The organism is Cloacibacterium normanense, from assembly GCF_003860565.1.
In the GTDB taxonomy this organism is placed as follows: Bacteria; Bacteroidota; Bacteroidia; order Flavobacteriales; family Weeksellaceae; genus Cloacibacterium; species Cloacibacterium normanense.
Genome location: NZ_CP034157.1, coordinates 836,787 through 862,036, shown reverse-complemented (window position 1 = coordinate 862,036; position 25,250 = coordinate 836,787). Strand labels below are relative to the sequence as shown.

Annotated in this window: 23 protein-coding genes and 1 tRNA gene; 11 read left to right on the top strand and 13 right to left on the bottom strand. The window is 33.1% G+C overall.

From position 1 onward, the window contains the following. Positions 1 to 225 precede the first annotated feature (225 nt). Positions 226 to 918, bottom strand: coding sequence for a dipeptidase PepE (gene pepE, locus EB819_RS03980; RefSeq protein WP_069798234.1), 693 nt, complete (start codon positions 916 to 918; stop codon positions 226 to 228). A 256-nt stretch (positions 919 to 1,174) separates the two neighbouring features. Here pepE and fsa point away from each other — a divergent pair, with 256 nt between their 5' ends. Further along, entirely contained in the window at positions 1,175 to 1,828 is a 654-nt protein-coding gene (fsa, locus tag EB819_RS03975) for a fructose-6-phosphate aldolase (protein WP_069798232.1), read from the top strand. 64 nt (positions 1,829 to 1,892) lie between these two features. On the opposite strand, the gene EB819_RS03970 is transcribed toward fsa, so the two are convergent. The 4 genes from EB819_RS03970 to EB819_RS03955 form a co-directional block, all read right to left on the bottom strand. Continuing rightward, positions 1,893 to 2,753 carry a GLPGLI family protein gene (locus tag EB819_RS03970; RefSeq protein WP_069798230.1) on the bottom strand — a complete coding sequence of 287 codons (861 nt, stop codon included), beginning with the start codon at positions 2,751 to 2,753 and terminating at the stop codon, positions 1,893 to 1,895. Between the two features lie 58 nt (positions 2,754 to 2,811). After that, on the bottom strand, positions 2,812 to 4,695 hold the full coding sequence (locus tag EB819_RS03965) for a M56 family metallopeptidase (protein ID WP_069798228.1): 1,884 nt from the start codon (positions 4,693 to 4,695) through the stop codon (positions 2,812 to 2,814). A 67-nt stretch (positions 4,696 to 4,762) separates the two neighbouring features. After that, positions 4,763 to 5,122, bottom strand: a complete 360-nt coding sequence (locus tag EB819_RS03960; RefSeq protein ID WP_069798227.1) for a BlaI/MecI/CopY family transcriptional regulator — start codon at positions 5,120 to 5,122, stop codon at positions 4,763 to 4,765. 179 nt (positions 5,123 to 5,301) lie between these two features. Next, the gene (locus EB819_RS03955) at positions 5,302 to 6,714 is read right to left on the bottom strand and encodes a CotH kinase family protein (RefSeq protein ID WP_069798225.1); all 1,413 of its coding nucleotides are present in this window, start codon (positions 6,712 to 6,714) and stop codon (positions 5,302 to 5,304) included. Positions 6,715 to 6,937: 223 nt separating this feature from the next. Here EB819_RS03955 and EB819_RS03950 point away from each other — a divergent pair. The 8 genes from EB819_RS03950 (at position 6,938) to pdeM (ending at position 15,220) form a co-directional block, all read left to right on the top strand. Next, positions 6,938 to 7,010 (top strand) — tRNA-Met (locus EB819_RS03950). 60 nt (positions 7,011 to 7,070) lie between these two features. Next, a complete protein-coding gene (locus tag EB819_RS03945; RefSeq protein WP_069798222.1) occupies positions 7,071 to 7,682 on the top strand; it encodes an L-threonylcarbamoyladenylate synthase in 612 nt (203 codons plus the stop codon). A 230-nt stretch (positions 7,683 to 7,912) separates the two neighbouring features. After that, positions 7,913 to 8,674: a YaaA family protein gene (locus EB819_RS03940; RefSeq protein ID WP_069798220.1), complete on the top strand. Its 762-nt coding sequence runs from the start codon at positions 7,913 to 7,915 to the stop codon at positions 8,672 to 8,674. A 101-nt stretch (positions 8,675 to 8,775) separates the two neighbouring features. After that, complete coding sequence (locus tag EB819_RS03935) at positions 8,776 to 9,366, top strand: YciE/YciF ferroxidase family protein (protein WP_069798218.1); 591 nt, start codon at positions 8,776 to 8,778, stop codon at positions 9,364 to 9,366. A gap of 63 nt (positions 9,367 to 9,429) precedes the next feature. Further along, positions 9,430 to 10,467 (top strand): ligase-associated DNA damage response exonuclease, encoded by a 1,038-nt coding sequence (locus EB819_RS03930; RefSeq protein WP_069798216.1) that lies wholly within the window; start codon positions 9,430 to 9,432, stop codon positions 10,465 to 10,467. A 3-nt stretch (positions 10,468 to 10,470) separates the two neighbouring features. Further along, a complete protein-coding gene (locus tag EB819_RS03925) occupies positions 10,471 to 12,066 on the top strand; it encodes an ATP-dependent DNA ligase (RefSeq protein ID WP_069798214.1) in 1,596 nt (531 codons plus the stop codon). 31 nt (positions 12,067 to 12,097) lie between these two features. Then, on the top strand, positions 12,098 to 14,560 hold the full coding sequence (locus tag EB819_RS03920; protein WP_074650813.1) for a ligase-associated DNA damage response DEXH box helicase: 2,463 nt from the start codon (positions 12,098 to 12,100) through the stop codon (positions 14,558 to 14,560). 21 nt (positions 14,561 to 14,581) lie between these two features. Then, positions 14,582 to 15,220: a ligase-associated DNA damage response endonuclease PdeM gene (pdeM, locus tag EB819_RS03915; protein ID WP_083250155.1), complete on the top strand. Its 639-nt coding sequence runs from the start codon at positions 14,582 to 14,584 to the stop codon at positions 15,218 to 15,220. Positions 15,221 to 15,267: 47 nt separating this feature from the next. Here pdeM and EB819_RS03910 read toward each other — a convergent pair whose 3' ends face one another. From EB819_RS03910 to EB819_RS03900, 3 genes are read right to left on the bottom strand one after another with little or no spacing between them, the layout of a single operon-like run. Beyond that, positions 15,268 to 15,774 (bottom strand): pyridoxamine 5'-phosphate oxidase family protein, encoded by a 507-nt coding sequence (locus EB819_RS03910; RefSeq protein WP_069798212.1) that lies wholly within the window; start codon positions 15,772 to 15,774, stop codon positions 15,268 to 15,270. A 42-nt stretch (positions 15,775 to 15,816) separates the two neighbouring features. Next, positions 15,817 to 16,374, bottom strand: a complete 558-nt coding sequence (locus tag EB819_RS03905; protein WP_069798210.1) for a hypothetical protein — start codon at positions 16,372 to 16,374, stop codon at positions 15,817 to 15,819. A gap of 24 nt (positions 16,375 to 16,398) precedes the next feature. After that, entirely contained in the window at positions 16,399 to 16,773 is a 375-nt protein-coding gene (locus EB819_RS03900) for a SpoIIAA family protein (protein ID WP_069798208.1), read from the bottom strand. 84 nt (positions 16,774 to 16,857) lie between these two features. Here EB819_RS03900 and prmC point away from each other — a divergent pair, with 84 nt between their 5' ends. Next, the gene (prmC, locus tag EB819_RS03895) at positions 16,858 to 17,670 is read left to right on the top strand and encodes a peptide chain release factor N(5)-glutamine methyltransferase (RefSeq protein ID WP_069798206.1); all 813 of its coding nucleotides are present in this window, start codon (positions 16,858 to 16,860) and stop codon (positions 17,668 to 17,670) included. Between the two features lie 102 nt (positions 17,671 to 17,772). Here prmC and EB819_RS03890 read toward each other — a convergent pair whose 3' ends face one another. Genes EB819_RS03890 through EB819_RS03875 form a run of 4 tightly spaced genes read right to left on the bottom strand, consistent with a single transcriptional unit; the run spans position 17,773 to position 23,436 of the window. Continuing rightward, a complete protein-coding gene (locus EB819_RS03890) occupies positions 17,773 to 18,414 on the bottom strand; it encodes a rhomboid family intramembrane serine protease (RefSeq protein ID WP_069798204.1) in 642 nt (213 codons plus the stop codon). 10 nt (positions 18,415 to 18,424) lie between these two features. Beyond that, positions 18,425 to 21,028, bottom strand: coding sequence for a DNA gyrase/topoisomerase IV subunit A (locus EB819_RS03885; RefSeq protein ID WP_069798202.1), 2,604 nt, complete (start codon positions 21,026 to 21,028; stop codon positions 18,425 to 18,427). 2 nt (positions 21,029 to 21,030) lie between these two features. Then, a complete protein-coding gene (locus EB819_RS03880; protein WP_069798200.1) occupies positions 21,031 to 21,531 on the bottom strand; it encodes a hypothetical protein in 501 nt (166 codons plus the stop codon). 24 nt (positions 21,532 to 21,555) lie between these two features. Then, on the bottom strand, positions 21,556 to 23,436 hold the full coding sequence (locus EB819_RS03875; RefSeq protein WP_069798198.1) for a DNA topoisomerase IV subunit B: 1,881 nt from the start codon (positions 23,434 to 23,436) through the stop codon (positions 21,556 to 21,558). 172 nt (positions 23,437 to 23,608) lie between these two features. Here EB819_RS03875 and EB819_RS03870 point away from each other — a divergent pair, with 172 nt between their 5' ends. Then, positions 23,609 to 24,313 (top strand): DsbA family oxidoreductase, encoded by a 705-nt coding sequence (locus EB819_RS03870; RefSeq protein WP_069798196.1) that lies wholly within the window; start codon positions 23,609 to 23,611, stop codon positions 24,311 to 24,313. Positions 24,314 to 24,370: 57 nt separating this feature from the next. Here the strand turns inward: EB819_RS03870 and EB819_RS03865 are convergent, their stop codons facing one another. Beyond that, a complete protein-coding gene (locus EB819_RS03865; RefSeq protein ID WP_069798490.1) occupies positions 24,371 to 25,159 on the bottom strand; it encodes a TIGR00266 family protein in 789 nt (262 codons plus the stop codon). Positions 25,160 to 25,250: the final 91 nt, after the last annotated feature.

Sequence of the window (25,250 nt, the reverse complement as noted above, 5' to 3'; positions counted from 1 at the left end):
TCAAAAAAAAATTTCACCAAAAATGATGACTAAAATTTGATTTATATTAATTAATTTTTTGTTTAAATTAATCTTATAATATTGCGTTCCTACGGAACGCTTTTTTATTAATTAGCAAATTCTACACACATTACATTCCTACGGAATAAATAATTTTTAAAATCTACAAACTCTATCCATTAAAAAAAACACTCGTTTTCTCTCCCATTCTACAACTCTCCCATTCTACAACTCGCTCCCACTCTCCAATTCATACGGTTCTTTTCCTTTTTCAAAAATTCTAGTTAGTTGTGTTCCTTCTGTTGTAATTTTATCGCCAAGGACTCTAATCCAGTTTCCTTCTCTTAAACCAACTACTTTCACTTCATTTTGGGTAAGGAATTCTTTAATTCGGGTTTCTCTGGTTTCTCCGTTATGCTTCAAATCTGGATTTGGGTCTAAATAATGTGGATTGATATTAAACGGAACCAATCCCATACAATCAAAACTTGGCGGATATACAATTGGCATATCGTTCGTAGTTTTCATGTTAAGGCCTGCAATATTGCTTCCTGCAGAAGTTCCTAAATACGGTTTACCAGATTTTACATTTTCTGCTAAAACGGTCATTAAATTTTCTTCGTGTAAGGTTTTCACGAGGAGAAAAGTATTTCCGCCGCCAGTAAAAAAGCCTTTTGCTTCATTTACCGCTGCCATTTTATCCTCGAATTCATGCAATCCTTTTACTTTGATATGGATTTGTTCAAAAAAATCTCTCGCAATTTGCGTGTATTCTTCATGTGAAATTCCGCTTGGTCTTGCAAAAGGAATAAAGATAATTTCGTCTATTCCGCTGAATAATTCGGCAATTTCTTCTTTTATATATTCTAAATATTTCCCACCAAAAAGTGAAGAGGTAGAAGCTAATAAAACGTTCATGGAGTTATAAATGATGAGTGATAAGTTATAAATGTTAAATATTAGTCGGCAAATTTATGTGAAAAATGTGAAAATTAAACCAAAATTGCGCCCCAGATTGAGCGGCATGTTTGAGCTCTCCCAAAAAAAGCGAAGGTTTTGGTTTGGATTTTTTGGGAAGCGAGTAGCGAAAGCTGGAAATGTGCGCCAAAAAAACTATAAACTAATTCCTTAAAACTAATCCCTAATCCTTATCTTTGCAAAAAATAATTTTAACATGAAATTTTTTATTGATACAGCTAATCTAGACCAAATTAGAGAGGCACAAGATTTAGGAATTCTAGACGGTGTAACGACCAATCCAAGTTTAATGGCGAAAGAAGGCATTTCTGGAGCTGAAGCAATTAAAAATCACTACAAAACGATTTGCGAAATCGTAGATGGTGATATTTCTGCGGAAGTTCTAAGTACTACTTACGAAGAAATGATAAAAGAAGGAGAAGAATTGGCGGCAATTCACCCAAATATCGTGGTAAAAATTCCTATGATTAAAGACGGAATTAAAGCATTAAAATATTTTACAGATAAAGGAATTAAAACCAACTGTACTTTAATTTTCTCTGCTGGACAAGCGCTTCTTGCTGCAAAAGCTGGTGCTACTTACGTTTCTCCTTTCTTAGGAAGATTAGATGATGTTTCTACAGACGGATTAGCGTTAATCGAAGAAATTAGAATTATTTTTGATAACTACGATTACAAAACTGAAATTCTAGCAGCTTCTATCCGTCATTCTATGCACATTATCAACTGTGCAAAAATTGGTGCAGATGTAGTAACTACACCTCTTGCTCCGATTTTATCATTGCTAAAACATCCTTTAACTGATAACGGTTTAGCTCAATTTATTGCAGATTCTAAAAAGATGATGTAATTTTTGCTAAAAATTAAACATAAAAAAAATCCTGAAAATTTAGATTTTCAGGATTTTTCATTTGTTATTGTAGTAAGTCTAACTCTAAAAGATTGTTGTCTCGCTTGTTATTTTCTTTGACTTGTTGTTCTCTTCTTTTTATCATTTCCGATGCAGAAATTTCGTTTCCACTCTGGTCTCTGAACTGAAGTACTGCTCCATTTGCCATCGCCATTTTCATAGATTTTGCTGGATCATTTCGGTCTTCTAGAAATATTTTTTTGTATTGTTCTTGATTAACTTCTATATATTTATCATTACCTACAAATTCAGAAACTTTTTGAATTTCCTCTTTATATTTTCCTACTGCTTTTAGCTCAAAAACGTGAGATTGAGTAGCATCTTCCAACTTCACAATCAATCCTGGTAATCCTCTAAATTTATAAGGACCATCTTGAAAAGGCAATTCCTCGGTAAACCAAGCCGTCCATTTTCTTCCTGCAAATTCCGTAACCGCTTTTTGTGCCTCGAACTCTCCTATTTTTTGTTTTTCTGGAAGAATTTTCCATTGAATTTTTCTTTTGTCCCAAACTTTATAAGCATCCATTCCGCTTCTGGTTAATGAATACGTTTCGAAAGAAGGGTAATTTTTATGAATTTTATAGCGTACACTTCCTTTTCTCATAGACATGGCTTTCATATCTACATTCATACTTCCTGTCGCTTTTATTTGCTTCTCAAAAGCAGCCGTCATTATAGAATCCGAAACGTACACTTCTCTGCTGTAAAACTTAGAGCCTTTCTCAGAAATATCCAGATACATGAGTTCTGATTTCAAATCCGCTTTGTTGGTAGAATCCGTCACAAATTTATAATCATAGATAAATCTGTTCTGCGCCGAAAAGAATGCTGAAATCAATAAAAAAGTAAAAAGTAATTTTTTCATATTATAATTTTAAAATCCTTCAAGGATTTAGTATCCTTGAAGGATTGATTAGGAAATTTTATTTGGTTTGAATTCTTATTTCACTTTCTTCTTTGCCATTATTCACGTTTTTATTTACGTTTACCGTAGCAATATCATTAGGATTTAATTTATCCATTTCTTCTTTGGTAGAAAGTTTACCATTGATGTAGATTTTGGTATTATCATTAAAAATACTTGAATTAGACTTTTCAATACCGCTAAAACTAATAGTAATTCCGTCAGAATTTTTATTAATTACTCTTCCTTTTACATTACCATTATCATCTTTAAATTTAGCATCAGACATAATAATTATCTTTCCGCTTTTAGGTTCTGGAGTTCTAATCCCCCAAGGATTATTTTGAGCATATTTTCTAGAAATTTCTGCCTGTTGTTTGGCAATTTCTGCTTGTTTTCTAGCCAGTTCTGCTTGTTTTTTTGAAAGTTCGGCTCTTTCTTTTGACAGTTTATCTAATTTTTTGATTTCTTCTTTCGTAAGATTAGAATTTGGGCTGTTTTTTAACTTTTCTATACTTATAGGTGGAGTTATTGGAACTGGAACTTCTACATCCATCATTTGAGGAGTTCTCACTTTCTGAATTCTGATGATTTTATCTTTAAATTCTTTAGAATTAAATTTCTTTTCAAGCTCCTTCATTTTTTCCTCATTCATTTTGAATTGATTTTTAAATTCTTCTGAATTAAAAACCTTATCCATTTCAGTAAAATTTAACTCAAATTCTTTCCAATTATTCTGATAAGCTTCAGAATTAGCAATTCTATCAATTTCGTTTCCAAGACTTTCTAATTCTTTGGCTTTCAACTCATAATCATAACTATCTGCACCTTTTTCTTTGGCAATTTTCTGTAACTCTTCAGATTTTTTACGAGTTTGTTCGCTAAGTGTAGCTATTTTTTCGTTCTCTTTTTTGATTTTTTCAGAAGCTTTATTAATTTTCGCTTGTTGAGCTTCTAACAGTTTTTGCACATCTTTTTCTTTAACGGTATCTTTTTTAAGTTCCTGAACTGCAATTTCTATGGCTTTATTTTGCTTTTTAATTTCAATATTTTTAGCATTTACCAATAGCGCAAAGGAAACTCCGAAAAGAATTGGCAAAGCCAAAATTCTACGCGCATAACTGTATTTTGTATTTTTTTGTGTAAGCATTTTTAGTCGTTTTTTAAGGTTTGATGATAAAAACGGACTGGTTGCTGGCAATACATTTCCGGAGAAATTACTTGCCAAAAGCATCTGCGCAAATGCTCTAGTGTCCGCGTTTTTCACAGCTTTTTTGTCTGCCAAATATTCATGAATAAGGGTGATTTCTTTTTTGATGAAGTAAAAAATTGGATTAAACCAAAACAGCGATTGAATAATTTGGACAAACAGTTTATCAAAACTGTGTTTTTGTTCTATGTGTACCATTTCGTGTTTCAGGATTTGTTTTCCTAAATCTGAGTTGATCAGAATCGATTTTTTCCAAAACAAATTTCTAAAAAACGAAAACGGAGCATCATGCAAATTGGTGTTATAAAAGGTAATTCCTTCTATGCTTTCCTTCGGAAATTCTTTTTTGAGTTGATGAATTTTCACCAATCCTAAAGTTAATTTAGCCAAAAGAAAAAAGGAAACGATTCCCAAAATCAAAGCTCCAAAATCCCAAAAATTGAAAGTGTTTTCAACTTCTTGAGAAGAATTTTGGTTGAATTGATTCAGCAATAATAAAATTCTACTATCGGTTTCTATAGTGAAATATTCTACTTTCAAAAGCGGTAACAAAAGGCTTAAAACCATCGTTCCCAGAAGGTAAAATCTGTTATAATGGTGAAAAGTTTTGTCGCGAAGAAACAAAAGATAATATGCCGACATCACTGCCGAAACTAAAATCATCTTTCCAAAATACAGGAATATTGTTTCCATAGTTTTTGTTTTTAAGTGTTGATTAATAAGTAATTGCAAATAATGAAGCTGTTACACTTCTTACTCATTATTTTTTAAGTTCTTTGAGAAGCATTTCTAAATCTTCTACACTCATCTCATTTTTTTCTACCAAAAATGAAACTGCGTTTCTGTAAGAACCTTCAAAATAGTTCTTAACCAAACTTTTTATGGATTTTCCGCTGTAGGTTTCTTTAGAAATAAGCGGGAAATATTCGTGTTGCCTTCCGTGAACATTATGCCCTACAAACTCTTTTTCCATCAAAATTTTTAAAATGGTAGAAACAGTGTTGGTATGAGGTTTCGGTTCTGGAAAAAGCTCTAATATATCTTTTAAGAAACCTTTTTCTAGCTCCCAAAGATATTGCATTACTTGTTCTTCTGCTTTTGTAAGTGTTTTTGCTGTCATAATCATTACATCATTATTGATAAGAAGAAATTAACTATTTCTAAAATCAAGTTAAACAAAAAAGAAATCATAACTAATTATTTAGTGATACAAATTTAGAAAAGATTTTCTTTTATCACTAAAAAATTAGTTAAAATATTGTTAAATTTTTACAACAAACTGAAATACAATAGAATAAATTAATTTTTGGGAATACTTGCAGCCTTTCTCACGAAATAATTATCGGTAGAACTATTGCCTCTTAATCTGTAGAAACCACAATTTCCCCAAGATGCAGGAACATCTGTAATGGTCATATCTTCTCCAGTATCATTAGAAACGTGTGCGAAAATCATATTTTGCCACTTTTGAATTCTTTGTTGACTGTAATCGAGATAAAATAAATCGTATTTTTTGTCAATCAAATCATTAAGATATTTTACGTATTGTGTTTTGTATTCAGGGATAGATAGAACTTTAGAAACCAAAGGATTTTGGTCGCTTTTTCCCCAAGTTAAAGGATTCTGAATGCCAGAATCTGTCATCAGAAGAGATGTTCCCAAAGTATTGTCATAATCATAAGGAATGAAATAAAATTTTCCTGCAGCATCAAAATAGAAATAAAAATTATTAGAATTATTCCAATAATCGTCCCACATTCCTACCATTACATTTACTGCGTAGGTTTTCAAAAACAGATTGACATCCATTTTTTGTGAAATATAAGTTTTAAAATCATCTCCATTTTTGGAATTAACATTCGTGATGAAATCTGCTAATTGTGTTTTGGCTGTCTCCAAATTAGATTTACTTCCTTTGTAATCGTAAATTGGTGTATTGGTATACGTTAAAGTCACATCTTCAATTCCCATATTCGAAGTGGAAGCATCTTTAAAACTCGCTCCCCAATTTGCTTTCCATAAATTTCCAGTCGTAGAAAAAAATGTACTTCTATTGGCTAAATAAACATCGTCAACAGGTTCTTGCAACTGATAAACTCCAAAATAAGCGGCTTTGTTATCTCCAGTCACTTTAATGGTAAGTTTACAATAACTGGATTGTGGCGCAGTCCAAACTCCAAATTTCTCAAATAAATCATAAGAATAGACTTCTCTGGCATACATGGCATCATCTTTAAACCATTTCAACACCACTTTTTCAGAATTATGAAAGAGTTGGGATTTATTATATTTCTTGAAACTCACGGTAAAACTTGCATGATGCCAATCTGGATTGGTCGCATTATGCGTTTCTCCGGGATTTCCTTCCGGTCTTCTTCTGCTGGTATTTCCTTTCAATCTTAATCCTATATTATCTAAAATTTCTGTAGTTCCGTTTTTCACCCAAGTGAATTTTCCAGCTACATATTCTTCATTATTAGGATTTTGGTCGTAATAATTCAAAAATTTATTCCATTCTACAAGAGAAACTTCTACCGTAATTTCGGGCAAAGCATCAATATCATAAATGAATTTTTGAGAATCTGTTTGAAAATAAGGCGGTTGATAAGCCTGTTGAAATAACGGAGGATCTGGAGTTATAGGATTGTTTTCTTCTTGATTTCTACAAGTTACTAAAAGTAAAAGAATACTGAACAGAAAAAACTTTTTCATTGTAAAATTTTCAGCTAAATTAAGACAAAGAAAATGATTGAAATAATAATATTGAATGATTTTTAATGGTTTTCATGTGTTTTTCACTACTCTATTAGCCTACTTTTTCTTATTTTAAAAAACTTGAAATAAAATTTTTCTAGCTCATTTTCAATTCCTTAAATTCAATTTTCAATTAAGATTTGCAATTTTAAAATTTATTCGTATCTTTGCAACACAATAACGCGAGATGGAGCAGTAGGTAGCTCGTCGGGCTCATAACCCGAAGGTCACAGGTTCGAGTCCTGTTCTCGCTACTAAGCTTAAGAAGAGAATCAAAAATTTTTGATTCTCTTTTTTATTTCTTACCTTTGAGTATGGCAAAAATCCTGAAAATATATCCAGATAATCCTCAAGAAAATTACATGAATGAGGTGATTAAAACGCTGCAAGATGGTGGATTGATTATTTATCCATCAGACACAGTTTATGCGTTGGGTTGCGATATTTACAATGTAAAAGCCATGGAAAAACTCGCTCGTCTTAAAAATACTACACTAGACAAAGCGCAATTTTCTATTATTTGTAACAATCTCAGCCATCTTTCAGAATTTACCCGTCCTATAGAAACGTCTACTTTCAGACTTTTAAAATCTAAAATTCCAGGACCTTTTACCTTTATTTTAGAAGCCAATAAAAATTTACCATTGGCTTACAAAGGCAAAAAAACAGTCGGAATTCGTGTACCAGACCACCCAATTCCGCAGTTAATTGTGGAAAAATTAGGTCATCCCATCGCGTCTACTTCCATAAAAGATGATGACGAAGTCATAGAATATTCTACCGACCCAGAACTCATTGCAGAGAAATACGACCATTTGGTGGACATTGTCATCGATTCTGGTTACGGAGATAACGTAGCTTCTACCATCGTAGATTTAACCAGTGGAGAACCAGAAATCCTGAGAGAAGGAAAAGGAATTCTGTAAAATCTCATTCTAAGACTTTGGGCGCCAAGTTCCGCCTTCCGCTCCCACTTTTTTAAAATTTTCAGTTCGTTCAATATAAAAAGTTCGGAAAATCAAAAAATTTTAAAAAGAGTTCCGCTTCAGTCGGGGCGCAGTTTTCGTCTATGATAGTAATAGTCGGCAAAAATCAAAATTTGTCTTATTTTTGAACATTCAAAATCTAAAAATTAAAGTTTTAATTTAAAATTTTCATGAAAATCATTACTTCTCCAGCAAAACTGATGAATGTAGAAAATTCTACAGAATTTTTGAAATCTACCACTCCAAAATTCATAGAAGAAGCGACTTTAATTCATTCTTATCTCAAAGAAAAAAGTCCACAATATTTATCAGAATTAATGGAAATTTCCGCGAAATTAGCAGATGAAAACTGGCACAGAAACCAAGTTTGGAAACCCAAACCAACTGCCAAAGAATCTGCTCCTGCTCTTTTTGCTTTTACAGGAGAGGTTTACAGAGGTCTTGATACAAAAACTTTAAGCAAAGACGCTGTGGATTATCTTCAAAAAAATCATAGAATTCTATCTGGTTTGTATGGATTATTAAAACCATCAGACAAAGTAATGCTTTACCGTTTAGAAATGGGCAGAAATTTTGAATTCGAAAACTATAAAAATCTGTACGAATTTTGGAGTGACAAAATCACAGAGCACATCAATGCAGAACTCAAAAAAAATGAATTATTGCTCAATCTAGCAAGCAATGAATACGGGAAAGTCATCAACAGAAAAAAACTCAACAATCCTGTTGTAGATTTTGAATTTTACCAAACTCAACCGAACGGAAAACTGAAAACCATCGTAGTTTACACCAAACATGCGAGAGGTTTAGTCGCTAGATTTTGCGCTGAAACCAATGCCAAAACATTGAATGATGTAAAAGCGTTTAACTATGAAAATTATTTGATTAACGAAGAATTATCAACAAACCAAAAATTGGTTTTTGTAAGGTAATTTTATAATAATTTTCAAATAAAATATAAGAAAAAGTCCTCTGGAAAGATAGAAATTTGCCATATCACAATCACAAATTATTAATTTAAAAAAAGATAAGTATGGCAACTCTTACAAAAACAAAAAAGACGACAACTAAAACTTCAACTCCTAAAACTAATGCAGTAAAAACTGTAAAAGCAGAAAAAGTTCCTGCTAAAAAAGACGCTGCAAAAGATTTAGCAGATTTATTTGAAGATGGACTAAAAGACTTGTATTGGGCAGAGAAAAATCTCCTGAAAAACATGCCGAAAATGCATAAAAATGCAAGTTCTCCAGAACTCAAAAAGTCTTTAGAAGACCACATGAAAGAAACAGAAAATCAAATTAAAAGAATTGAAGACTGTTTCAAAGAATTAGGAAAAAAACCACAAGCTGCTGTTTGTGATGCCATGAAAGGCTTATTAGAAGAAGGAAAAGGCATTATGGAAGAAACTGAAATGGGTGCAGTACGTGATGCAGGAATCATTGCTGCAGCTCAAAAAATGGAACATTACGAAATTGCTTCTTATGGTACACTCGCAGCATTTGCAAAAGTATTAGGATACAAACAAAGTTTAAAATTATTATTAGCCACTTTAAAAGAAGAGAAAAAATGTGACGAACATTTAACTCAAATTGCAGATACCAATCTGAATACTAAAGCAAAATAATTTATACTTTTACTTCACATAAAAAACCGATTTCAACATCGGTTTTTTTTAACTTTAAAAATCGTGAAACTGATAGAATTTCGCAGAGAAGGCATTTATTGTAAGAAAGGAGATTTCTACATAGACCCTTGGTTTCCTGTAAAGAAAGCCGTGATAACGCATGCTCACGCAGATCATGCAAGATGGGGAATGCAAGAATATCTTTGTACTCACGAGACTAAACCCATCCTAAAATCAAGAATTTCCGAAGACATTTCGGTTCAAAGTTTAGCTTACGGTGAAACACTAGAAATCAACGGTTTAAAATTAAGTTTTCATCCTGCTGGTCATATTGTTGGTTCTGCACAAGTCCGTTTAGAATATAAAGGTTTTGTGACGGTAATTTCTGGAGATTATAAAATTCAAGATGATGGAATTTCTACACCTTTTGAAATTTTAAAATGCAATGAATTCGTTACTGAATCTACTTTTGGATTGCCAATTTATCAGTGGAAATCGGTAGAAAAAATCAACCAAGAAATTCAAAATTGGGTGATAGAAAACCAAAAAATGAACAAAACATCTGTATTTTTTGGATATTCTCTAGGCAAAGCGCAACGTTTAATGAAAGCTTTAGAAGGAATCGCAAACATTCATGTACATTCCTCTATTCATCGATTGAATGAGGCTATTACTTCTACTGGATTGATTTTACCAGAAACTCAACTTTTAGAAATTGATGATAAAAAAGCACTAGAAAATCAAATCGTAATCGTTCCGCCAGCTTTATTGGGAACGAATATGATTAAAAAAATTCCAAATGCTGCTACCGCAATTTGTTCTGGTTGGATGCAAGTGAGAGGAAGAAGACGCTGGAAATCTGCAGATGCCGGTTTTGCGATTTCGGATCACGCCGATTGGAACGGATTATTAGAAACGGTAAAATCAACAGAAGCCGAAAAAGTATATGTAACTCATGGTTCTACCGAAATTTTCTCAAAATATTTAAATGAAATCGGAATTGCTGCCGAAGTGGTGAAAACCAAATTTGGCGAAGAAGAACAAGGAGACGACAATATAGAACCCGGAAATCAAGAAGAAAACTCAAATTCAGAATTGTAACACATGAAGCAATTTTCACAATTATTTTCTACGTTAGAAACGTCTAATAAGACCAACGACAAAATTTCGGCGTTGGTACATTACTTTTCTACCGCAACAGAAGAAGACAAATTGTGGCTGATTGCACTATTCACAGGAAAACGACCAAAAAGACCTGTAAAAACCAATTTTCTAAAACTTTGGGCAATGGAAATTTCTGGAATTCCAGAATGGCTATTTTTAGAAAGTTACGCTTCTGTAGGCGATTTAGGCGAAACCATCGCACTTTTACTGCCGCCTTCTGAAAATTCTATTGACCAATCACTTTCCGTTTGGATGAAAGAAATTATCGCGTTACATGATAAAACCGATGAAGAAAAAAAAGAATTCGTTACAAATGCCTGGAAAAACCTTGATATGCAAGAACGATTAATTTTCAACAAATTAATTGGCGGAAGTTTCAGAATTGGCGTTTCTCATAAATTGTTGGTGAACGCACTTTCAAAATATTCAGGAATTGATGAAAACGCTTTAATGCATACCATTATCGGAAAATGGAAAGTAGAAGAAACTCAATTTTCTGAATTGATTAATGGCGAAAACATCAATACAGACGCATCAAAACTCTACCCTTTTTGTCTGGCTTATCCATTAGAAAATGAACTTGAAAAGCTGGGAGAAGCAAAAGATTGGCAAATAGAATACAAATGGGACGGAATTCGTGGACAAATCATCAAAAGAAATGAAGAAATCTTCATTTGGAGTCGTGGCGAAGAATTGGTAACAGAACAATTTCCTGAACTCGTAGAAAACATCAAAAAAATCTCTGGAAATTTCGTTTTAGATGGAGAAATTCTAGCCATTAAAGAAGGTCAAGTTCTCAATTTTAATGACTTGCAAAAACGTCTGAATCGAAAAAATGTTTCTAAAAAAATGATGGAAGAAATTCCCGTTGGTTTGTACGTTTATGATTTATTAGAACTTGATTTTGAAGATTTACGGAATGAAAAGTTAGAAGTTAGAAGACAGAAATTAGAAAATCTCATTCAAAATGCTGAAAATTTTAAATCTCAAATTTCAAATCTCAGATTGTCAGAAATTATCGATTTTAATAATTGGGAAGAACTTCATGAAATTCGTGAAAAATCTAGAGAAATCAACTCAGAAGGATTAATGTTGAAAAGTAAAAATTCCATTTATCATGCGGGAAGAAAAAAAGGTGATTGGTGGAAATGGAAAGTTGCTCCACTCACGATTGATGCGGTACTCATTTATGCGCAAAAAGGCTCTGGAAGAAGAAGCGCATATTATACAGATTATACTTTTGCGATAAAAGACGGCGAAAAACTCGTCACCATTGCCAAAGCATATTCTGGTTTAACAGATAAAGAAATTATGGAAATCAATAAATTTATCCGCAATAATTCTTTAGAAAAATTCGGACCAGTGAGAACCGTAAAACCCGAATTGGTTTTCGAAATTGCTTTTGAAGGAATTGGCTACAGCAATCGACATAAATCTGGTGTTGCAGTGCGTTTTCCAAGAATTTTAAGATGGCGAAAAGACAAAACCGTAGAAGAAATAGACACCATAGAAACCGTAAAAAGTTTAATAATGTAGGGACAAGTCGAGACTTGTACAAAGCAATTCAATGAAAATTAATAAAACCCAAGGTTACCAAATCATCCAAAATTGGATGAACGAAAAAGGTCAAAAACCGTTTTCTTTTCAAGAGGAAACTTGGGATTTGTATGCTCAAAATTTCTCAGGATTGGTAGTGGCTCCAACTGGTTTTGGAAAAACATTTTCGGTATTTTTAGCTGTTATCCATAATTTCCTCAATCATCCAGAAAATTTCAAAAAAGGGCTGCAATTGCTTTGGGTCACTCCACTTCGTTCGCTTTCCAAAGACATTGCAAAAGCGATGCAAACTGCTATAAATGAAATTGGATTAGACTGGACAGTTGGTGTGAGAAACGGCGACATTTCTGCATCAGAAAAGCAAAAACAGACCAAAAATATGCCCGAAATTTTGGTAGTAACTCCAGAAAGTTTGCATTTACTTCTCGCTCAAAAATCTAAAACCAAATTTTTTGAAAATCTACAATGTGTCGCTGTAGATGAATGGCACGAATTGCTCTCGTCAAAACGAGGCGTGATGGTAGAATTGGCACTTTCGCATTTACGAAGCATTTCTAAAAATTTGAAAATTTGGGGATTAACAGCCACCATCGGAAATTTAGAAGAAGCGTTAAACGTTTTAGTTCCTTATGAAACTCCAAAAAAAATAGTTCTCGCCAAAGAAAAAAAGAAAATAGAAATCCTTTCCGTTTTGCCAGATGAATTAGAACTTTTGCCTTGGGCTGGACACATGGGAAGCAAAATGACAGAAAAAATTCTTCCGATTATCGACCAAAGCAAGACTACTCTCATTTTTACCAACACCAGAAATCAAGCGGAAAATTGGTATCAAAATTTATTGGCAGTCAATCCAAATTTAGCTGGTCAAATTGCGATTCATCACAGTTCGATAGATTTTGAACTCAGAAATTGGATTGAAGATAATTTAGCTTCGGGTTATTTAAAAGCGGTAGTTTCTACTTCTTCTTTGGATTTGGGCGTAGATTTCAAACCTGTGGATACCGTGATTCAAATCGGTTCCAGTAAAGGTGTTGCAAGATTTTTACAAAGAGCGGGAAGAAGCGGACACTCTCCTTTTGAAACTTCTAAAATTTATTTCGTTCCTACTCATTCTTTGGAATTGATAGAAGTGGCAGCGTTGAAAGAAGCGCATAAACAGAATCAAATCGAGAAAAGAGAGCCAGTTGTTTTAGCTTTTGATGTTTTGGTGCAATTTCTCGTGACTTTGGCAGTTGGTGAAGGTTTTAGAGAAGAAGAAATCAAAAAACAAGTCAAAGAAACCTTTTGTTTTCGAGAAATGACAGATGATGAATGGAAATGGATTTTGCAGTTCATCACCATTGGTGGAAAATCACTGAAAAGTTATGAAGAATTCCAAAAAGTAGTCATAGAAGACGGAATTTATAAAGTCAAAAGCAGAAGAATTGCGATGCTTCATCGTATGAATTTGGGTGCGATTGTAAGTGATGTAATGATGAAAGTGAAATTTTTCGGTGGTGGTTACATTGGCATGATTGAAGAGTTTTTTATTTCCCGTTTGAACAAAGGAGATGCTTTTATTTTAGCAGGAAGAGTTTTAGAAATTGTGAATATCAAAGAGCAAGAAGTTCAGGTAAAATTAAGCTCAAAAAAACGCGGAATTGCGGCAAGTTATGCAGGTGGAAGATTACCTATGACTTCCTATTTGTCTCATTTTTTACGAGAAAAACTGAACGATTCTCTTTCACCAAATCCTAAAGAAAAAGAACTAAAATTTCTACAACCGTTGCTTCTAGACCAAGAAGGCGTTTCTCACATTCCGAAATCGGATGAATTTTTGGTGGAACTCATTGAAAACAAATACGGAAATCACCTTTTTATGTATCCATTTGAAGGAAGATTAGTTCACGAAGTGATGTCTGCTTTGGTAGCGTACAGAATTTCTAAAATTTTCCCAATTTCTTTTACCATGGCGATGAATGATTACGGTTTCGAACTAAGCAGCGACCAACCAATTCCATTAGAAAAAAAGCATTTACAACAAATATTGAGCAAAGAAAATCTCATTCAAGATGTAATGGCAAGTATTAATGCTGCGGAAATGGCCAAAAGAAAATTTCGAGATATTGCGGTGATTTCTGGCTTGGTTTTACAAAATTATTACGGCAATAAAAAGAAATTTAAAAGCATTCAATCTTCGTCAAACCTTATTTTTAAGGTATTGGAAGATTACGAACCAGATAATTTGCTTTTGAGACAAGCTTACACCGAAGTTTTTAACAACCAGTTAGAAGAAGTACGGTTAAGAGAAGCTTTTGAGAGAATTTCGGCTTCTAAAATTGTATTCGAGAAAACCACCCAATTTACACCGCTGAGTTTCCCTATAAAAGTAGACAGTCTTCGTCAATCGCTTTCTAGTGAAGATTTATTGACCAGAATCGAAAGAATGAAAACCGCTGGAATTCCAAAAAAAAGAAATCGTTTTTCTCGATAATTTTTCTCGTATTTTTGCAACATGATTTCTGAAATTTCTATAAATTTTGCTGGTGAACAGCTGAAGCTCAATCAATACCGAAGTATTTTTTGGGACAAAGAAAAATCCTTGATTTTGTCTGATTTACATTTAGGAAAAACCGCACATTTCAGAAAAAACGGAATTGCTTTACCGAATGGTGTGATTGAAAAAGATTTAGAAAATCTCCAAAAAGTAATCAAACATTATGAACCTAAAAAGATAATCATTGTTGGCGATTTATTTCACGCAGAACTGAATTCTGAAATAGAAATTTTCAGAAAATGGTTTGAGGATTTTAACACGATAAAATGGTTGCTCGTGAAAGGAAATCACGACAGATTTTCAGAAAAATTCGGAATGGAAGAAACTGAAATTTATGAAACCGAAAATCTTATTTTTTCTCACGAATCTTTAGATTCCCTTCAAAAACCACAAATTGGGGGACATATTCATCCAGGCGTTACCTTAATAGCACAAAACAGACAAAAATTAAAATTTCCTTGCTTTTTAGTCTCGGAAAATCAAATTATTTTGCCTGCATTTTCTCAATTTACGGGACTTGACATCAATTTTGAGAAAAAGCAAAGTTCTACTTTTAAAAAATATATTATTACCGCTGAAAAGTTAATTGAATGGTAAAAAAAAGCCCGCAATAAATTGCGGACTTCGATATATGTAGAGTGCTTCTAGATTGAAATTTGTCCTTCTACTCCATCACTGTTATCGGTTTTGTTACCAGTAACAATCGCAGTAGCAAATGACAATAAAGAAACGAGTTTACCAGCTTTGGTATCCCAATAATAAACATCTTCAGGTGCAATTCTCAGAATAGAAACATTTGGGTCATCTTTTCCATCAAACCAAGCATTGGCAAAAGCACTCCATTTTTCTTCTATTGTAGATTTATCATCATAGATAAACGCTTTGCCAAATACAGAAAGATATTCGCTGTCGCTATTATTCATAAAATAAAGTTGAACTCTAGGATCTCTTTCGATTTCCATATTTTTATTGCTTTCTTTGCTCGAAATAAACCAAAGATTTCCTTCATCATCACATTCTTGCAAACTCATCGGTCTAGAATTGGATGGTAATTGGTCTAATTCGGTCACAAACATACACGTTCTCGCTTTTTCTGAAAGCTCTTTAAGCTTTTCTATAGCTTCTTTTTGAAATAAATTTTGGGTTGACATAAATTTTGTGATTTGGTGATTGATATAATGTATTTGTGTTGTTTAATACGTTTTAATATTTAGAACTCCATTAAATCCTAAGAAAAGATTTCTGATTTTGTGATAAAAATTCACCGTTTCTAGATTAATCATTTCGTTAGTTTCTTCTATTTCTGTAATAATTTTATTTCTCAGTCTTCTAATTGAAAAAGAATTTATTGCCAATCTTTTTTTGCTTCTATTCTTTTTTTCAATGACCAATTGAGAACTCATCATCGGATTGAGATGAAAACTAATGATTTGTTCGTCTGGAAAATTGGTTTCTTCTAAATCTCTTATTTGAAACCAATCATAGCAAGTCGTTTTCTGGTTTTCATCGGTAACGCAGATTCTAATCAGGTCGCCATTTTCTATTTTTCCCATTTTTTCTTCTCCATGCTTGTTGCAGAGTTGAAAATGACAATGTTCCTTGTCTTTAACCAAGTTCCAATGCTCTACGTTGTAGAGATTTTGTTTTAAATTTTTAAAAATTTCTTTAGCATTGTTGTCGTTTTCAAGTAGAATTTCCGAAACAGAACTGCTTTTGGTTAAGGTAATTTGAGGATTTTTATTTTCGTTCATAGCAAGAGTTTTTGATGTTAAAAATTAAAGGTCAATTTGTTCCGAAGTCCACTTTATGGCTGTATCGTAATCTTTTTTATCAAATCCTTTAAACTCGCCAATCATAATTTTGCTAAAAATTTCTGTAAAATCTTGTACTGTTTCAGAATCATAAACGATGGCTGCTCTGTTCCATTTGGTTAATGTTTTTACGCCCAACATTGCATCTTGAAACCAAGCTCCTGCTGTAAATTTGGATAAATCTGTTTCGATGACCAACATGTAATTCAACTTATCTTTCTTTTCGATAAATTTTTCTACTTCTGGCATTACTACATCTATAAAATCTTTTGCTGAAACTTCGTCTGTGGCTAAAAATCCTACCATGTTATCTGGTAATTCTTTGATTCTAGTAATCATTATTTTTATTTTTTGACAAATTTCAGAGTTTAAGCTCCGAAACATATTACAGAATATTTAGGATAATTTATATAATTTTGTAAAATGCAATTTCAAGATTATTTCCACGCGTTTTCCGAAGCTTTAACGACTATTTATTCCAAAGAAGAAAGCAGAATTCTTTACCGATATTTCTTAGAAGATTTTCAAGAAAGAAAAGTAGAAAATCTGGCTTTGGAATTTGAAAAAGTAACTAAAGAACTCAAAAAAGGAAAACCTTATCAACAGATTTTGGGATATACCGAATTTTATGGAAATAGATTTTTTGTAGATGAAAACGTCTTAATTCCTCGTCCTGAAACAGAAGAATTGCTAGAATTGGCGATTTCAAAAATTAAAAATCTAAAATCTAAAATCCAAAATCTAAAATTATTAGATGTTGGAACAGGAAGCGGAATTATCCCAATTACTTTGAAAAAACATTTCCCTGATACAGAAATTTCAGCAATCGATATTTCTGAAAAAGCACTTGAAATTGCGCAAAAAAATGCATACTTTCATCAAACTGAAATTAAATTTTTAAAAGCAAATTATCTGAATACAGATTTGACCGAAAAATATGATGTAATCATCTCTAATCCTCCTTACATTGGCATTGATGAAAATACGGAAATCGAAGATTCTGTAAAAGGTTTTGAGCCCAATATTGCACTATTCTCACCAACTTCTGATGCACTTATTTTCTACAGAAAAATTGCAAAAGACTGTGAAAATCATCTCAATGAAAACGGTTTATTTTTCCTTGAAATCAATCAAAAATTAGGAAATGAAACGCTTGAATTATTCAAAAATCTCTCAGAAAGCGAATTGGTAAAAGATTTATCTGGAAACGATAGATTTGTGATGGGAAGAAAGTAATTTCTCTCGCTGATTAAGCAAATTTTGCAGATTATTTATAATAAAAAAGTCGGACAAAATCCGACTTACTATTTCTTTATTTTTGAATTCTTTAATTAGAATCTACCCAATTTTCTTCTTCACAAAAACTTGGTAGCTCATGTAAATCAAAGGAAGGGACATCACAAGCAAATAAACTGCATTATTCATGGCAATTTCTGGTTCTAGTGCAACTGCATAAACCAATCCAAAAGCAGCACCACCTAAATGTGCAGCGTGACCAATATTATCATGCGGTCTTGGATTAAGCATCATGTAAACCGAATATCCAAAATACAAAGCTCCAAAAATATAACCTGGTAAGAAATTTACTTCGATTTCGTTAGGCGCATAAGCTACTGCTGCAAATAAAATCCCAGAAACACCACCACTTGCTCCAATTGCCGAATACCAACTTTGTCTTTTATACAAATACAAGGAAAATAAATTCCCAATAACAATTGACCCTAAATAAACCAACAAAAATCCTGAAACACCATATACATATAAAACGATTGGTGCAAAGAAATACAGCGTCAACATATTGAAAAACAAATGTCCCCAATCTGCATGAAGAAAACCTGCAGAAAGCAATCTGATGTATTCTTTTCTGTATTGTATCGCCGAAACATTGAACTTATATTTTTCAAAAAGTTGAATATTTTGGAATCCCATAATACTGATAATTACAGTTATGGCTAAGATTATTAATAATATTGGATGCATACTTTTTTAATTATTCGTTATTTTCATCAATGGAGAATAAATCTCCGATTTGACCTTCTTCTGGAATTTCATTAACTTCAGAATCTGCATTAGCTTCTTCACTTTCAGATTCCTCTGCTACAATAATTTCTTCTTCCAAAGGTTCTGGAATAGTGATGTTAATAGATTTTACTTTCTCTTTGATAAACTGATTTCCGATGGCTTTAATACCTTTCACGGCGATAAATTCATCAATATTAATGATTTCTGGCTCTTTTTCTTTGCCTGATTTATCTTTCGGGAAGATAATTTCTGCAGTACAACCATCAGAAGTTCCCACAAATTCTACGAAAGATTTTAGATGTTCACTTGGCATAAAATGCTGAACATTTGTAGTGTTTTCCAGCAAGAAACGTTTGATAAAATAGATTCCTTTTTCGCCATCAAAATAGATACACGTAATCGGCTGTTCTGGCTTCCATTTTTCGAGAATTAAATATTCATCATCAAAACGATTAAGCAAGTCAAAAGTCACCAATTTGGCTTCACCATTTTGATTTATGGTTAAGATTTTGTCATCACCTTTGAAACTGCCTAATAATGTACCTCTTCCGTCTGCATTCAGTCTACGAACCGTATCATCAAACCAAATTTTTCTAGGAGCCAAAGTAGAAACGCCTTCTTCTTTTAAATCGACTTTCTTCACGGCGTATTTGGTTACGAGATTTCCTCTGGAATCTCTTCCTTTAATCGCTAATTCTGAGAAATCAATCTCAATTTTATTTTTTCTAACTCTAGAATTTGGTTTCAATAAAACAGTTACCGTCTCTGCTTCACCATTTGGATTGGCAGAAAAATACAACATTTCTGAACCTTTTTTGTCTGAAGCCAATTTATAGTCTGTATTTCTGGTAACACCCGTTACAGAAAAACGTTTCATGTAGTAAGGCCCTTCTTTTCCTTCACGATAAATCATGTTGTAAACGGTACGTTTGTCTCCTTTTTTGAAAACGCCAACGTGTACAATATTTTTTCCGATGAACGTTTTGGCTTCTACTTTTACCACTTTCATGGTTCCGTCTTTTTGGAAGGTGATGATGTCATCAATATCAGAACAATCAAAAACGTATTCGTCTTTTTTAAGCGAAGTCCCTATGAAACCTTCTTCTCTATTGACATAGAATTTTTCGTTAGCCAAAACGACTTTGGTAGCATCGATGTTATCAAAAACTCTAAGTTCTGTTTTACGCTCTTTGTCTTTTCCGTATTTTTTCTGAATATTGGTAAAATAATCGATGGCATAAGCAATCAGATTCGCCAAGTGATGTTTCACCTGTTCCATTTTACCTTCTAAAGCGAGGATATTTTCTTCGGCTTTATCTCTGTCATAACGAGAAATTCTCATGAAAGGAAGTTCTGTCAACTTGATGATATCTTCCACCGTAATAGCTCTCATCAGTTTTTTAATGAAAGGTTTCAGCGCTTTATCAATTGCTTCATAGACTTCTTCTTTAGAATTTTTACCTTTAATTTCCTGGTAAATTTCGTTCTCAATGAAGATTCTCTCTAAACTCGCAAAATGCCACTTTTCTTCGAGTTCGTGGAGTTCTATTTCCAACTCTTTTTTCAGCAAAGAAACAGTGTGGTCTGTATTTCTTCTTAGAATTTCAGAAACCGAAAGAAACTCTGGTTTGTCGCCTACAATAACACACGCATTCGGCGAAATAGAAACTTCGCAATCGGTGAAAGCGTATAACGCATCGATGGTTTTATCTGGAGAAACGTCATTCGCTAAATGAATATTAATTTCTACCTTATCAGAAGTATTGTCTTCAATTTTTTTGATTTTGATTTTCCCTTTTTCGTTGGCTTTGATTACAGAATCTATTAAATCTCCTGTATTTTTAGAAAAAGGAAGCTCGGTAATGCAAAGTGTATTTTTATCTTTTTGAATAATTCTGGCTCTGGTACGAAGTTTTCCGCCACGTTGACCATCATTATAATTGCTTACATCTAATAAACCTCCCGTTTGAAAATCTGGATAGAGTTCGAATTTTTTGCCTTTCAAATAAGCTACAGATGCACTCAATAATTCATTAAAATTATGAGGCATAATTTTGGTAGAAAGTCCTACCCCAATACCTTCTACACCTTGAGCCAAAAGCAACGGGAATTTTACAGGCAAGTCAATCGGTTCATTATTTCTACCGTCATAAGATTTGCTCCATTCTGTAGTTTTCGGGTTGAAAACCACTTCCAAAGCAAAAGGAGTCAATCTTGCTTCAATATATCTGGCTGCAGCAGCAGAATCTCCTGTGTAGACATTTCCCCAGTTTCCTTGGGTATCAATGAGCAATTCTTTTTGACCAATTTGTACCATTGCATCCGTAATAGAAGCATCACCATGAGGATGATATTTCATGGTATTTCCTACAATATTGGCAACTTTATTATATCTACCGTCTTCTAATTCGCGCATAGAATGCATAATTCTACGCTGTACTGGCTTAAAACCATCATAAATAGACGGAATGGCTCTGTCTAAAATTACGTAAGAAGCGTAATCTAGAAACCAATCTTTGTATAAACCTGATACTTTTTTTAAGGATTCTTCCTTGTGCTCGTGTCCTTCCATTATTAACCTTGCGTTTTACCTTCTCTGTTTGCTTCTTTATTAGCCTTTATAATTTTTTTCAAAGAAAATTTTAAATCTTTTATTTCTTTATCCGTAAGATATGAGATGTCATACTTCAAAATAATTGCTTGATGATGCTCTTTTCGGCTTTTTATTTTAACAAAAAGTTTTTTAAAAAAAATAGCATTTACCACTTCATAAGAGAGAATTTTATACTTGGGAAACTCATCTCTAATCTCTTTGCTAAGGAAAGGAATGATATTTCGATTTTTAAAATTTACCGCTTCTCCATCACTATCATACTCGAAAATCTGTCTGCCTCTCATCAAAAAAAGAATCAGCAATAAAACAGGAAGCAGGACAAATAATATACTTTCGTTACCGAACATTGCCAATCTGGTCTTTTCTAAAATAAAACCAGCTAAACCTATCACAATCAATACATTAATTAATGTAAGGACAAAATTATAAATAGGTATTCTACTTCTATTGCTTAATCTCATTGGTTGGTTTTTAGTTTATTGTTTTTATGATGCGTCGTTCAGAACCTCTTTTTTATCAATATCTGGATCTTCTACCACTAAGTTTTCCAAAATGAAAGTTTGTCTGTCTGGAGTGTTTTTACCCATGTAAAACTCTAACAAATCATTAATGGTGCTGTCTTTACCAATGACTACTGGTTCTAGACGAATATCTTTCCCTATGAAATGTTTAAATTCATCAGGTGAAATTTCTCCCAAACCTTTGAAACGGGTAATTTCTGGATTTTTGCCTAATTCATTCAGTGCTTTCAATCGTTCTTCTTCAGAATAGCAATATCTGGTTTCTTTCTTATTTCTCACCCTGAAAAGTGGCGTTTGTAAAATATACAAATGTCCATTTTTAATTAAATCAGGGAAAAATTGTAAGAAAAACGTAATCATCAACAATCGAATGTGCATTCCGTCTACATCGGCATCGGTAGCAATGATAACATGATTGTATCGTAAATCTTCTAAACTATTTTCAATATTCAGCGCAGCTTGAAGAAGGTTAAATTCTTCGTTTTCATACACAATTTTCTTGGTCAAACCATAGCAGTTCAAAGGTTTTCCTTTCAATGAAAACACCGCTTGAGTTTCTACATCTCTTGATTTGGTTATAGAACCAGAAGCAGAATCCCCCTCAGTAATGAAAATCATGGTTTCAGATTTTCTAGACGCTTTTTGGTCATTGTAGTGTTGTCTACAATCTCTCAATTTTTTATTGTGAAGCGAAACTTTTTTCGCTCTTTCTCTTGCCAGTTTCTGAATTCCCGAAAGTTCTTTTCTTTCTCTTTCAGAAATGATGATTTTTCTTAAAATTGCTTCGGCAACTTCTGGATTTTTGTGTAAAAAATTATCGAGTTTATTTTTTAAGAAATCAATAATAAAAGTTCTTACAGAAGGACCATTTGGGCCAATATCGTTAGAGCCGAGTTTAGTTTTGGTTTGAGATTCAAAAACAGGTTCTTCTACATTAATCGAAATAGCTGCAATAATAGATTTTCTAATATCTGCTGCTTCAAAGTTTTTGTTGAAAAATTCTCTAATCGTTTTTACATACGCTTCACGGAAAGCATTAAGGTGCGTTCCACCTTGTGTAGTGTTTTGTCCGTTTACGAAAGAGAAATAGGTTTCGGTTTGTGATTTATCAGAATGGGTAATCGCGAGTTCTATGTCTTCATCATTCAAGTGAACGATTGGATAAAGAATTTCGCCTTCTAACTCTTCTTCCAACAGGTCTTTTAATCCGTTTTCAGAGTAATACGTTTCTCCGTTAAAGATAATTTTAAGACCTGGATTCAGATACGCGTAATTGCGAAGCATTCTTTCGATGTACTCTTTTCTGAATTTAAAATGCGTGAAAATACTGTAATCAGGAATAAAAGAAATTTCGGTTCCGTTTCTGTCTGAAGTATCGGTTTCAGGATGATTTTCGGTGATATTTCCTTTAGAAAACTCTGCCACTTTCATTTTTCCATCACGGAATGAGCGCACTCTAAAATAATCTGAAAGTGCATTTACCGCTTTAGTACCTACACCATTAAGACCTACAGATTTTTTGAATGCTTTAGAATCATATTTACCACCCGTATTCATTTTAGAAACCGCATCTACTACTTTTCCTAAAGGAATACCACGACCAAAGTCTCTGATGGTTACTTTACCTTCATCTAATTTAATTTCGATTCTTTTTCCAGATTTCATACGGAATTCATCGATAGAGTTATCAATGATTTCCTTTAATAAAATATAAATCCCATCATCTGCAGAAGAACCGTCTCCTAGTTTCCCAATGTACATACCAGGACGAAGACGAATGTGTTCCTGCCAATCGAGCGTTCGTATGTTTTCTTCTGAATAATTTACCTGTAGATTCTCACTCATATATTTCCTGCTTTACCGCGTGAAAGTTAATTAAAACCAATAACTCACAAATTTAACGAAACTAAATTTATGGAAGAAATTTTGTGGAAAAGTTTTTTTAGTGAGAATTTATCATACATCAATGCAATAGCGTTTAAACTAAACTATATTTGTAGCTCAAATTAGGAAAATTATGAAAATAAATATTTGGAGCGACGTTCGTTGTCCGTTTTGCTTTGTAGGAAAAAAGAAATTTGAAAAAGCATTAGAAAAATTTCCTTACGCCGAAAAATTAGAAATCACTTGGCACAGTTTTCAATTAGACCCACAATTGGTAACTCAGCCAGATGTGAATCCTTATGAATATTTTGCGAAAGCGAAAGGAATTACCATAGAAAGAGCAAAAGCCATGCATGAAGGTGCAGCAATGGCTGGAAAAGAAGCGGGAATCGACTTTAATTTTGATGATTCTAAAGTAGCTAATTCTTACAAAGCACATTTGCTGATTCAGTTGTCAAAAACTAAAAATTTAGCCAATGAAATGGAAGAAGCGCTTTTTGAAGCACAGTTTTTAGACGGAAAAAACATCGATGATGAGGAAACATTGATTCAGTTGGCAAAATCTATTGGAATCACTGAAGATGAGGCTAAAAACGCCTTACAATCTGATGAATTAGGTTATCTCGTAAAACAAGATATGCAATTGGCTGCACAATTAGGAATTAATGCAGTTCCTTTCTTTGTGCTTAATGACAAATATGGAATTTCTGGTGCACAACAACCCGAATTATTCTTAGAAGCGTTAGAAAAAACTTGGGAAGAGTTTTCTAGCGGTGACAAAGGTTTACAACTCATCAATTCTGGAGATTCTTGTGACATCGATGGAAATTGCGATTAAAATAAAAAAGCGAACCTTAAAAAGTTCGCTTTTATTTTTGAAATCAATAGTTAAATATTAAAATCCGTCTCCATCGAGCATATTTCCTAATTTTCCTAACACACTTCCTTCTTCTCTTCTTCCAGAAGGACCTGCATATTGTAAAATTCTGCTTGCCAATCTGCTAATAGGAAGCGTCTGAATCCAAACTTTCCCTGGACCTTGTAATTGTGCAAAGAATAAACCTTCTCCACCGAAAATGGTATTTTTAATTCCGCCAACAAACTGAATATCGTAAGAAACAGTTTGAGTGAACGCTACAATACAACCTGTATCGATTTTTAAAATTTCACCGGGTTGTAAGACTTTTTCTACCACATAACCACCACTGTGCACAAAAGCCATTCCGTCTCCTTCTAGTTTCTGCATAATGAAACCTTCTCCTCCGAAAAGGCCAGTTCCTAATTTTCTTTGAAATTCTATCCCTACAGAAACACCTTTTGCAGCACAAAGAAAACTGTCTTTCTGACAAATCACTTTTCCACCTAAATCAGACAAATCTAGAGGAATAATTTTCCCAGAATAAGGCGCAGCAAAGGTCACTTGTCTTTTCTGATAAGAAGTATTGGTATAAACTGTCATGAAAAGATTTTCTCCTGTCAACAATCTTTTCCCTGCAGAGAATAATTTTCCTAATAATCCACCAGTTTCTGTTCCATCGCCAAAAAGAGTTTCCATTTGGATACCATCTGTCATCATCATAAAACTTCCGGGTTCAGAAATCACTGCTTCTTGTGGATCTAATTCTATTTCAACGCATTGCAATTCTTCTCCGTGAATTTTGTAGTCTATTTCGTGATTGTTCATTTTTTTATTTTTACAATTAGTTTTGAAACCATTGAAATCGTTACAAAAAAAATCGAGCAAATTACTTTGCTCGATTTAATATAATTATGTT

Excerpts from the sequence above, each read along its gene's own strand:
- EB819_RS03880 (WP_069798200.1), bottom strand. The coding sequence starts at position 21,531 with ATGAGATTAAGCAATAGAAGTAGAATACCTATTTATAATTTTGTCCTT.
- EB819_RS03920 (WP_074650813.1), top strand. The coding sequence starts at position 12,098 with ATGAAAATTAATAAAACCCAAGGTTACCAAATCATCCAAAATTGGATG.
- EB819_RS03935 (WP_069798218.1), top strand. The coding sequence starts at position 8,776 with ATGGCAACTCTTACAAAAACAAAAAAGACGACAACTAAAACTTCAACT.
- EB819_RS03925 (WP_069798214.1), top strand. The coding sequence starts at position 10,471 with ATGAAGCAATTTTCACAATTATTTTCTACGTTAGAAACGTCTAATAAG.
- EB819_RS03910 (WP_069798212.1), bottom strand. The coding sequence starts at position 15,774 with ATGTCAACCCAAAATTTATTTCAAAAAGAAGCTATAGAAAAGCTTAAA.
- EB819_RS03960 (WP_069798227.1), bottom strand. The coding sequence starts at position 5,122 with ATGACAGCAAAAACACTTACAAAAGCAGAAGAACAAGTAATGCAATAT.
- EB819_RS03865 (WP_069798490.1), bottom strand. The coding sequence starts at position 25,159 with ATGAACAATCACGAAATAGACTACAAAATTCACGGAGAAGAATTGCAA.
- fsa (WP_069798232.1), top strand. The coding sequence starts at position 1,175 with ATGAAATTTTTTATTGATACAGCTAATCTAGACCAAATTAGAGAGGCA.
- EB819_RS03955 (WP_069798225.1), bottom strand. The coding sequence starts at position 6,714 with ATGAAAAAGTTTTTTCTGTTCAGTATTCTTTTACTTTTAGTAACTTGT.
- EB819_RS03885 (WP_069798202.1), bottom strand. The coding sequence starts at position 21,028 with ATGGAAGGACACGAGCACAAGGAAGAATCCTTAAAAAAAGTATCAGGT.
- EB819_RS03945 (WP_069798222.1), top strand. The coding sequence starts at position 7,071 with ATGGCAAAAATCCTGAAAATATATCCAGATAATCCTCAAGAAAATTAC.
- EB819_RS03875 (WP_069798198.1), bottom strand. The coding sequence starts at position 23,436 with ATGAGTGAGAATCTACAGGTAAATTATTCAGAAGAAAACATACGAACG.
- EB819_RS03965 (WP_069798228.1), bottom strand. The coding sequence starts at position 4,695 with ATGGAAACAATATTCCTGTATTTTGGAAAGATGATTTTAGTTTCGGCA.
- EB819_RS03900 (WP_069798208.1), bottom strand. The coding sequence starts at position 16,773 with ATGATTACTAGAATCAAAGAATTACCAGATAACATGGTAGGATTTTTA.
- EB819_RS03905 (WP_069798210.1), bottom strand. The coding sequence starts at position 16,374 with ATGAACGAAAATAAAAATCCTCAAATTACCTTAACCAAAAGCAGTTCT.
- pepE (WP_069798234.1), bottom strand. The coding sequence starts at position 918 with ATGAACGTTTTATTAGCTTCTACCTCTTCACTTTTTGGTGGGAAATAT.
- EB819_RS03870 (WP_069798196.1), top strand. The coding sequence starts at position 23,609 with ATGAAAATAAATATTTGGAGCGACGTTCGTTGTCCGTTTTGCTTTGTA.
- EB819_RS03970 (WP_069798230.1), bottom strand. The coding sequence starts at position 2,753 with ATGAAAAAATTACTTTTTACTTTTTTATTGATTTCAGCATTCTTTTCG.
- prmC (WP_069798206.1), top strand. The coding sequence starts at position 16,858 with ATGCAATTTCAAGATTATTTCCACGCGTTTTCCGAAGCTTTAACGACT.
- pdeM (WP_083250155.1), top strand. The coding sequence starts at position 14,582 with ATGATTTCTGAAATTTCTATAAATTTTGCTGGTGAACAGCTGAAGCTC.
- EB819_RS03890 (WP_069798204.1), bottom strand. The coding sequence starts at position 18,414 with ATGCATCCAATATTATTAATAATCTTAGCCATAACTGTAATTATCAGT.
- EB819_RS03940 (WP_069798220.1), top strand. The coding sequence starts at position 7,913 with ATGAAAATCATTACTTCTCCAGCAAAACTGATGAATGTAGAAAATTCT.